At 68.1% G+C, this 9,148-nt stretch carries 12 protein-coding genes; 2 read left to right on the forward strand and 10 right to left on the reverse strand.

Annotation, left to right across the window (positions count from 1 at the left end; translation table 11 throughout):
• Positions 1–188 precede the first annotated feature (188 nt).
• On the reverse strand, positions 189–641 hold the full coding sequence (locus AB0O34_RS34955; protein WP_363922960.1) for a GNAT family N-acetyltransferase: 453 nt from the start codon (positions 639–641) through the stop codon (positions 189–191).
• 10 nt (positions 642–651) lie between these two features.
• Positions 652–852 (reverse strand): hypothetical protein, encoded by a 201-nt coding sequence (locus AB0O34_RS34960; protein ID WP_363922962.1) that lies wholly within the window; start codon positions 850–852, stop codon positions 652–654.
• Between the two features lie 221 nt (positions 853–1,073).
• Here AB0O34_RS34960 and AB0O34_RS34965 point away from each other — a divergent pair, with 221 nt between their 5' ends.
• The gene (locus tag AB0O34_RS34965) at positions 1,074–2,102 is read left to right on the forward strand and encodes a phosphotransferase (protein ID WP_363922964.1); all 1,029 of its coding nucleotides are present in this window, start codon (positions 1,074–1,076) and stop codon (positions 2,100–2,102) included.
• Here AB0O34_RS34965 and AB0O34_RS34970 read toward each other — a convergent pair.
• From AB0O34_RS34970 to AB0O34_RS35005, 8 genes are read right to left on the reverse strand one after another with little or no spacing between them, the layout of a single operon-like run.
• A complete protein-coding gene (locus tag AB0O34_RS34970) occupies positions 2,099–3,151 on the reverse strand; it encodes a glycosyltransferase (RefSeq protein ID WP_363922966.1) in 1,053 nt (350 codons plus the stop codon). The two genes, AB0O34_RS34965 and AB0O34_RS34970, sit on opposite strands and share 4 nt — an antisense overlap.
• Complete coding sequence (locus tag AB0O34_RS34975) at positions 3,148–4,035, reverse strand: PIG-L family deacetylase (protein ID WP_363922968.1); 888 nt, start codon at positions 4,033–4,035, stop codon at positions 3,148–3,150. Before AB0O34_RS34975 ends, AB0O34_RS34970 begins: the two co-directional genes overlap by 4 nt.
• Before the next feature lie 11 nt (positions 4,036–4,046).
• Positions 4,047–4,787, reverse strand: a complete 741-nt coding sequence (locus tag AB0O34_RS34980; RefSeq protein WP_363922970.1) for a glycosyltransferase — start codon at positions 4,785–4,787, stop codon at positions 4,047–4,049.
• Positions 4,788–4,813: 26 nt separating this feature from the next.
• The gene (locus tag AB0O34_RS34985; RefSeq protein WP_363922972.1) at positions 4,814–5,677 is read right to left on the reverse strand and encodes an aminoglycoside phosphotransferase family protein; all 864 of its coding nucleotides are present in this window, start codon (positions 5,675–5,677) and stop codon (positions 4,814–4,816) included.
• On the reverse strand, positions 5,674–6,567 hold the full coding sequence (locus tag AB0O34_RS34990; RefSeq protein WP_363922974.1) for a glycosyltransferase: 894 nt from the start codon (positions 6,565–6,567) through the stop codon (positions 5,674–5,676). The genes AB0O34_RS34985 and AB0O34_RS34990 overlap by 4 nt, the downstream gene beginning before the upstream one ends.
• 1 nt (position 6,568) lies before the next feature.
• A complete protein-coding gene (locus tag AB0O34_RS34995) occupies positions 6,569–7,165 on the reverse strand; it encodes a hypothetical protein (RefSeq protein WP_363922976.1) in 597 nt (198 codons plus the stop codon).
• Complete coding sequence (locus AB0O34_RS35000) at positions 7,162–8,319, reverse strand: adenosylhomocysteinase (protein WP_363922978.1); 1,158 nt, start codon at positions 8,317–8,319, stop codon at positions 7,162–7,164. The genes AB0O34_RS34995 and AB0O34_RS35000 overlap by 4 nt, the downstream gene beginning before the upstream one ends.
• 29 nt (positions 8,320–8,348) lie before the next feature.
• Entirely contained in the window at positions 8,349–8,741 is a 393-nt protein-coding gene (locus tag AB0O34_RS35005) for a hypothetical protein (RefSeq protein WP_363922980.1), read from the reverse strand.
• 166 nt (positions 8,742–8,907) lie between these two features.
• On the opposite strand from AB0O34_RS35005, the gene AB0O34_RS35010 reads away from it, so the two are divergent.
• Positions 8,908–9,126: a helix-turn-helix transcriptional regulator gene (locus tag AB0O34_RS35010; protein WP_363922982.1), complete on the forward strand. Its 219-nt coding sequence runs from the start codon at positions 8,908–8,910 to the stop codon at positions 9,124–9,126.
• The last annotated feature ends 22 nt before the right edge of the window (positions 9,127–9,148 follow it).

A 9,148-nucleotide genomic window follows, 5' to 3' on the forward strand; every position in this document is an offset into this window, starting at 1 on the left:
GCGTTTCCTCCCCGGCCTGAAGGCCGGGGTCTCCACGCTGAAAGGATTCGATGAAGGCCCGGCAGGGCGACGCCATGACGCCCCCGCAGGTACGCACCAAGGCTGGACGCCAATGCGTACTTTCCTGATCACCAGCGCGCGTCCAGCCAGCGCTGCCACCGGGGGGTGCGCCTGGTGGGGCGCCCCCGTTACGCTCGCTGGTCGCCGGTCTTCAGGACCTTGCGGTAGTACGTTCCAGCGGACTCGTACTTGAGCGCCTCGTAGAACTCCGGGGCACGCCGGGTCGCCAGCGCGATGTACCCGGCGTCCCTGGACCGCGCCCACACCTCGAACTCCTCCAGCAGCGCCCTGCCCAGCCCGCGCCGGCGGAAGCCGTGCTGGGTCATCGCCTCCTCCACCCAGGCGACGTGGCCGTTGGCGAACAGGGTCAGGTGCACGTAACCGAGCAGGTAGCCGCGCACGTCGCCGTCCACGACCGCGACGAGGACGAGGGCGTCCGGGTTCTCCAGCAGGAGCGGAAAGGCCGCGTCGAACGCCGACCGCTGCGGGCGGAACGACAAGGCGAACTCGCGGGCCAGTCCGAAGATCTCCTCGGCGTCGCTCTTCTCGGCCCTCCGCACCAGGAGATCATCAGAAGTCATGAAAAGGACTTTAGGTAGTGGATGGCCTGTTCGTCCATTCGCCGTCGGGACCAAGATCGCAATTCACGGCGCCGAAGCAGAGGTTGGCCCCGAGCTGGGTCGCCAGCTCCAGTTGGTCGTAGTAGACGCGGTGGCTGGCGATGAGGCCATCAACCACGATCGAGACGCCGCACGCGCCGAGGATGATCGGCCGTCCGGTCGCAGCGACCACCCCTCCTCCTGGCACATCCACTTTTCACGATAGCGCAGGTCAAAGCGGCCTCCCGTGGCCCGCCCGGCAATTTCACGAGCCCGGCTCATGGCCTGCCGCTAGCCACGCTGCCGGTCTCAGGCATGCCATCGGCTGATCGCCGCATAAGCCGGAGTCCACATCTCACGGGAAAGCCCCGACCGTGCCCTAGCCTTCTGAGGGTGACTGATGAGACCTCTACGGTGAAGCAGCTCTCTCGGGGCCGGATCGCTGAGAGCGAGCTGGCGGGGATCACGGAAAGGTTCGGCCTCGGCGAGGCGCAGCACGTGAGCTTCATCGCCGAGGGGATGATGAACCCGAACTGGCGGCTGGAGACAGAGCGTGGAGTCTTCGCGCTGAAGCTGATCGTCGATGTGACGCTGCCCAAGGCGCGCATGAGTCTCAAGGTGCTGAGTGTGCTCGGCGATGAAAGGCTGCCGATCTGTGTTCCGCGACTGGCCGGTGGCGACACGGTCGTGGAGATCGACGGGCGTGGTTACTGCGTCCTGGAGTGGGCCGAAGGCGCACACCGGCCCGGTACAGCCCTGGACCTGGGCGAGGCGAGGGGACTCGGGGAGTTGGTCGGCCGCGTTCACGTGGGGCTGAGTTCCCCACGGACGGGCTTGGATCGGCCCGCTGAGACTCTGAGAGCGAAGGTCACGACGCCGGAGGCGGCGCTGGGCGAGGCCAATCGCTTCCTCGACGTGATCGCGGCCATGGACGAGGTCGGGCCCTTCGACATTGACGTCCGTGAGCGACTGGATCACAGGAAGGCTCTGATCACGGCTCATGCCGGGCAGCGGCCTGTGGACGAAGTCCCCGTTGGTCCTTCGGGCTGGACTCACGGGGATCTTCAGCCGCTCAATCTACTCTGGCAGGAGGGGGTCGTCACTGCGGTCCTGGATTGGGACCGTCTGGCGGTTCGCCCGTACGCCGAGGAGGTGGTGCGGACGGCTCAGGTGCAGTTCACCACTGACGAGGGGCGCCTTGACCTGGCGCAGGTTTCGGCGTTCGTCACCGGCTACCGGTCGGTCGTCGTGATCTCGGATGAGGCCTTGGCGGATGCGGTCCAGCGCTTGTGGTGGAAGCGGATGACCGACTTCTGGCAGCTTCAGTGGCACTACGACAAGGATGATCACGGGCCTGACGCTTTGTGGGTGTCGGGCGAACGGTTGCTGGGCTGGTGGAGCGAACACCTCGACGAGGTGCAGGCTGCTTTCCAAGCCGGCTAGCCGGCGATGATGCCCATCGCGGCCAGTTCGGGTAGGCAAAGCCTGGTCATCGGTGCTGCCCGGGCGCGTGCCCCGTGGGCGGCCGCCGCCAAGCCGGGTCCGGCCAGGTTTCGAATGAGGGCGGTCCACGCGACGGGATCGTCCGGGGCGGCCAGCAGCGCGGGGTTCCCGATGGCCTCGGGGATCCCGCCGCGGGTCGATCCGAGAGCCGGGAGGCCGTGTAGTCCGGCTTCGACGATGACGCGGGGGAAGGCATCTTCGACGGTGGACGGGACGAGCAGCAACTGGTGCCCGGCGTACAGAACACCCATGTCGTACGTGCGTGGTACCCAGGTGACGTTGGGGTGCCGGGCGAATTCCGCCGAGGTGTCCCACCATCCCTCCACCAGGGTGAAGCGACGTTCGGACAAGCTATCGGCGAGGCGATGGACCAGCGCCGATCCCTTGGCGGGCACCGGGTTGACCATTAGCAGGTCACCTGTGACCGCCGAGCCTGTCTGGGCTGGTACGGCGAACGGCGGGTAGAACAGCTCCGCGGCCTGGGATCGAGGGGTCCGTGAAAGAACGAACCGGGAGGTCGCGAGCGCGATCTGGGGTTTGCCGTCCAAGACGTGGAACCCGGTCTTGGACACCGAATGCAGCCATCCCGCGACCGTCGTGAACGGGCGGGCCAGGGCGGCCAGTTCGGCGGAGCCTTCCTGCGAGGTCACGACCAGGTCCGGGCGGACGTCCTGGAGGACGCGGCGCAGCTCGGCGAGTAGCCGATCTTGCGGGAACACCCGGACGTCAACGCCGTTCCAGGCGTAGCGGAGCTCCTGCTGGGCCTCGCGCAGGTCTACGATGATCCTGGAGCCGGTGAGGTGCCGCACCATCGAGGAGAGTTCGCAGACCCCGCTCCAGGGCGGCTCGTGGGAGGCAAGGTAGATCGTCCTCCAGCCGGCCGCGGCGAACTGCTCGGCGAGAAGCTGCTGGGAGACCTCCGCTCCGCCGATCAGGAACGGGGGCGGGATGCGGCGCCAGACGAACACGACGGTGCCTGCGCTCGTCATGATGTCACCGTCCGGTAAAAGCGTTCGGCGTATGCGGCCGGGGACTTCTGGCTGCGCAGGCCCGACCCGGTCGTCCAGGCGTACCGGATCGGCCGGTACATCGCGTGCAGGGGCTGGAGCTGGGAGGAGTGCAGGTAGAGCAGCGTGAGCTTGTCCAGCAGCGCGTCGGTGATGTCGGTGAGCTCACCGGAAAGGACGCCGGCGGAGCGTTTGTGGAACAGATAGAGGTCATCGACCGACAGGGCATAGGTCTGCCAGAACGCGACGTCGTCCCAGAACCACCGGCAGCCCAGGCGCTTAGCGGCCTCGTGGACGAGGAGGTGGTCCGGGTGGCGGGTCACCGCGGCTGGGGCGAGGATCTCGGCGTCACCCAGGTCGGTGAGGACCTTTTCAAGATCGGCGGTGACCCGGTCGAGATCGTCGCGGGCGTAGGGCCTGTACGGCGGGGCGGCGTCGACGTGGCCGAGGAGATGGTGACGCGCACCCAGCGGACGCAGCGCTTGCCGGGACTCCTGCGCCCGCAGGTCGGAGACGAGGGCTCGGTTTGGGTAGCGGGCCTTCACCGCGCGATCGGCGCTGTTGGTGTCGGTGAACACGGTCACGACGGTGAGGGGGCGGGGGCGAGCGAGGAAGGTACCGCTCGCGGACAGGGCGAGGTCGTCATGGTGCGGTTCGATGACGACGACCGGGCGACCCTCGGGCCGGCGTTGCTCAATCAGGTAGGGGTGCTGGCCGTGGGGGGCAGTGACTCCGATGATCGATGCGTCGCCGGTTCTGCGGCGGGCGGCCAGAGCGTTCTGGTGGGCGCGGTAGGCCTGGATGAGGTCCTCCGGGAAGGTGTAGACGCCGAGGTCATCCGGCTGCGGGAGCGTTTCGCGGTTCATGGTGGTCTTCCTCAGCGGACGGTGCGGTCGTACCAGTTCCGCCAGAAACGGCGGGAGGACAGGAACAGGTGTGCGGTGACCGGGTTGGCCCAAAGGATCATTCGCCAGCTCGGCCACTGCTCGAAGCGGCGATGGGAGGGCCGGACCCGCAGGTCGGTCAGGTGCCTGATCGGAGCGCCGGTTCGCTGGCCGTGGCGGCTGAGCCGGGCGAAGAACTCCACGTCCTCGCTCATGAACAGGTCTGGTCGGTAGCCGTTCAACTCGGTGAAGGCCGATCGTGTACAGAACTGGGTGACTCCTTGGGCTCCGCCGTAGAACCGTCGGTAGAGAGCCCACGCCGCGACCAGGAGCCGAGTCCCTGTTTTCGTCGGCTCGTACAGGGGCGGGACCGCCCCGCCCACGCACCGCCCCGTGTCCAGTGACCTGATGATCTCCGTGATGCCCTCGATGGGGAAGTGCACGTCCGCGTCGACGAACACAAGATAGGCGCCGGACGCGCTTGCCGCTCCGGTGTTGCGCGCCCGCCCGATTCCAGCGACCGGTTCGTGGACAACACGGGCGCCGAAGGCCCGGGCGATCTGAGCGGTGTTGTCGGTGCTGGCGTTGTCCACGACGATTACCTCGCTGCGCAGGCCGCTGCCGAGCTCCCACCGGCCGATGGATTCCAGGACGCTCGGCAGGTAGCAGGGCAGGTACTGCTCCTCGTTGAAGGCGGGGATGATGACCGACAGGGTCGGGGCAGGTTGATCCATTCGGTGCTCCTGGCAGGTGAGAGGGGTCACGTCAGGGCGTCGTGGGTGAGGGCGAGCTTGAGGCGGGCCTCCCAGAGGTCGATGTCGCGTTGTTCCTGGACTGCGGCCCACCACCAGCCGCGCAATGCTTGGAAGACGATCAGGCCGGTCAGAAGCTCGTCGCACACGTCCTCGTGATAGCCCGCGACGATCGGAGAGCGGTCCCCCGCGGTGAGGGCGCTCGCCGTGACGGCGGTCTGCGCGAGGTCGTATTCGGGCAGGTTGTCGCCGACCTGCTCAAAGTCGATGAGGTGAGGGCCCGGCGCGAGCAGCACGTTGTTCAGGTGAAGGTCGCCGTGACACCAGACACCCGGCCGCCACTGGGACCGGTCGATCACTGATTGAAGTGTTCGCGCGGTGAGGTGGCGGAGATCGGCGGGGAGCCGCCGTTGGAGGTCGGTGACCTCGGCAGCAAGCCTCGGCTCGGAGTTCAGCTGCCGAGGCACCCGGTGGAAGCATGCTAGGAGCCGGCCGAGCTCTCTCAATGCGTCCGGCAGGCAGAGAGCTCCGCTGCCAACGGCGCTGCCCAGTGTGGAGGTGCCGAGGTCATTGAGGGCCAGAGCGGTGACATCGAGCCCTGGCACTTCCCCGGCGTTGAGCACGGTCGGCGCGCTGAACTGCTCGGTGGCTCCCAGTTGCACCAGGACCTGGTGTTCCCGGGTGGCCTTCCACCGGGTGGAGCCCGCGTACAGCTTGATGATCGCGGTCTGCGGTCCTGGCCCGTCCGGGAAGGTGACCCGATAGACCGCCGAGCCGGGAGCCTTGGCTAGCCGGTCGGCCCGGTTGAACGTCCGTGCGAGCAGGGCGCGGCAGGCCGCCGCCGCGGCCGGCCATCCGGGTGAGGCGGTCATGACCGCCTCCCGAAGGCCTGCGCGTCGACGCTGTGGTCACCGAGCCGCCGCAGCTCCCGGGTGGTGCGAGTCAGGGCTCTCCGGTACAGGCGCACGTGTTCGGTGGGTGGGGTCGTGGTCAGCCAGGGTTTGGCGCGGCCGACGAAATGCAGGAGGGCCGTGTCGGTTGGGTGGGGGTTTCGAGTGGTGCGGCGGCGGGTCCAGTCACTGCGGGCCAGGAACCGGCTCAGCTCGTAGGTGTTATAGCGGCCCGGCACCGGCTGGACATGGGAGTGGTCGAGCAGCCACAAGTTGAGGGCGTCCTGGTCGTTGTGGAACAGATACCGGCGTCCGGTCAGCAGAGCAGTCTCAACGCCGGCGCGGATGGTGGCCAGGAGTTCGGCTGACGTCCACCACATGCCGGAGTTGTAGTAGGGGCGGCCCAGGAGGTCGGGGCGATCCTCGGCGAGGCCGGGCAGGGCAGTGCGCTGGCCGATGGCAGAGTTGAACTCATCGGCGACCAGGCCGAGCCGCCCGGCTCCCAGGTCTTCCAGCGGACCTGTGATGTCGTCGACGGGCAGGGTGTCGGCGTCGACGTAAATGAGGTAGGGGCGGTCGAGGAAGCGCTGGGTGAACTGGAACCGCAGGTAGGCCGTCTCGGTGATGTAGTCGTCGTCGACCATCAGCGCTCGGCTGGACGGACGTGCCCACCGTAGTGCGAAGGAACCGAATCCGATCCTGGCCACGTACGCGGCCATGGTGGCGGCGTGCTGGCGGGTGAGATCGAGTGTGAGGATCCGCACTGCGGCGTCGCGCCGGTCGGCAGGGGACAAGGTCTCGGCGAGTGCGCCGAGGGTGACCAGGGACGGCAGCAGGTACTGCTCGTCGACGCATAGGCCGATGGCATACATCTCAATGCCTCCGGGCCTGGGAGATCTGGGCGAGAGCCGCTTTGAGGACCGTCCCGGGTTCGGCTGTGGCGTCCAGGCGGACGCACCGGCCGATCGGGTCGTCGAAATGGGCATTGAAATGCTTGGCGAAATCCGGCGCGTAGTAGATCGCCGGTAGGGCGGGGCGGGAGTAAGCCCTGTCTGCCAGGACAGCGGCGTCACCGGTCAGCAGCAACGTCAGATCGGGCACGGTGGCCGTACCGGCGGCGATCTGGTGGGCGACCAGGGAACGTGCCATCGCGGTCGCGTTCAGGTCCTGAAGGTGGCCGACGGCACGGATGTGGGCGAGCAGGGTGTTAACCGTGCGATCGAGGATTACCCCGCCGTCGCGGACGGCTGCCGCCAGGGCGCTCTTGTGGCGCTGCGCTTCGACCGGGAAATGGGCGGCCAGGGAGGTGAGTTGCTCGGCTTCGGAATCGGCGATCGGCCGACCCAGCACGGAGGGGTCGGGCGCGAAGTGGAAGTAGCAGCCGATCACCTCCCACCCGAGCTGTTCGCCCAGGCTGGCGGCCAGAGTGGTCTTGCCTGTGCAGCTCACGCCCTCGATTCCGACGATCATTGCGGGACCTGTCTTCCGTGGGGAGCGTCGGCCGGTCGCTGGAACGTCTCGACCCAGGCCGCGGCGATCCGCGCCCGAGTCCGTGCCGGGACCTCGTACAGGCCCGGCTCGTGAGGGTCGGAGAGGAGACGTGCCGCCGCAGCGACGATCTCGGCCTTGATGAGGTGGATGGCAGGGCCCATGGCGGAGGTGTGAAGGAAGTTCACCGCGTTCCCGTTGCCGAGTAGAAAGAAGGCCCGCCCTTCCCGGTCGTAGCGGGCGATGCCGTCGATGACGTCCTGGCGGGTGAAGCCGCCGGCCTCGTCGCTGAGCTCGCTCAGGTCGAACTCGTCGTCGCCGGAGGTGGCGCCCGCGAGGAACGCGCCGTCCCGCAGAAGGTCGAGGTGTTCCATGCCGATGGCGTGGCTTCCGGTCGCGCTCACAACCAGGTCCGCACCCCCGAGCGCCTCGGGCAGCGGCCCCGAGCGGTATCCGACCGCGATGGCCTGGGCTTGGCGCACCGGGTCGGTATCGCGCACCGTGACTTGGACATGGCGGCCGTGCAGGGCTGCGGCGATCCCTGAGCCGATCTTGCCGAAGCCCAGCACACAGGCCCGGCGACCCGGCAGGACCTCGCCCATCCGGCGCAGCAGCGACTCGATCGAAAACACGATCGCTTCGCCGACCAGCCGGTCCTCCGGCTCCTTCAGGGGGCTGCGCGCGACGCTGTAGACCGGGCAGGGGAGGGTGTCCAGTTGCATGTAGCGCAGCAGGCCGTTCTCGGTGTCCTCGACGACCCCGGCGATCTGGCCGGAGAACCTGGTGCACGCCTCGGCGAGAGCGGGAGCGAAGTACCCGCCGATGTCGGCCAGGACGAGCCGTCGACCGGCTGCCCGTCCCTCCAGGTAGGCGGTCAACCAGAGCGGATCGGCAAACCGAGCCCGGTCCAGGGCGTCGCAGCGATGGACGGCCGCGATCAGCTCCCGCGTGCGCAGGTCGGCGGACTTGGGTTTAGGCAGCACCGCGACGACCCTGGCGACGTGCTCGAACGCCGTCAGGAAGTTCATCTGGCCGGGCAGCAGATGAGTCACCACTACGGCCACCGCAGTGCTCGTCGGGAGACCTGCGGCGACTTCGGCGAAGAACGCGCCGGCCCCGCCGACCTCGATCCGCACCGCAGGCGCCAAGGCAGAACCCGACCCGGTCACGCGTGCCGCCCTCGGGCGGCCAGAAACCGTAGGACCGCGATGGCCGTCTCGCCCCGTCTCAGGACCGGACCGACAACCTCGCCCCACGCCCAGGCGTAGTAGCCCGCGTCCTCGGATCCCTGGCCAGGCAGGTGGTGGATGGTCTCCGACAGTTCCCCGAGCTCGGGCACGGTGATCCGGAGCCGGGGCGGGCAGCCCGTCGGCCGCTCCAGCTTCACGAACAGGCCGGGGCTCGCTTGCCCCAGCGCAGCCCGCAGGTTCTCCAAATGCTGGGTGGCGTCAGGATCGTGACGTGGGGGGCGAGTCGGGCGCCGCTCGTGCGGCCGGTCGAAGTCGAGGGCGGGCGCGGCTTCGCCACCATGACGAACGCGGCTCGTTCTGCGAAGCATCGGGGCTCCGTTCCGTTGTCGGGCAACTACATCCAGACAACCGAGGCGGCGACCGTCGAACCAGCGCGGCACCTCCGCATCTCTGCCGCAACCATCCGCATTTCTGCCGCATCAACGGGGCGTCCCGTACGCTGACGTTGGCGAACGGCTCCCACCGGAGGTGCCTATGGCCGCCAGACGGCAGCGGCTTGCGGATCGTAGAAAGGCGTTGGGCTACAGTCAGGAGTCGTTTGCTGAACTACTCGGGGTCGACCGTTCGACGGTAGGCCGGTGGGAATGCGGGGACAGTGAGCCCGTCCCCTACACGCGGCCTAAGCTGTGCAGGGCTCTGAAGGTCACACCCGACGACCTTCTAGTGGCCCGTCACGCAACCTTGGTCGGGTAACTGGTCCAGCTTCGAATGGGTG

Source organism: Sphaerisporangium sp. NPDC088356 (assembly GCF_040685555.1).
Taxonomy (GTDB): domain Bacteria; phylum Actinomycetota; class Actinomycetes; order Streptosporangiales; family Streptosporangiaceae; genus Sphaerisporangium.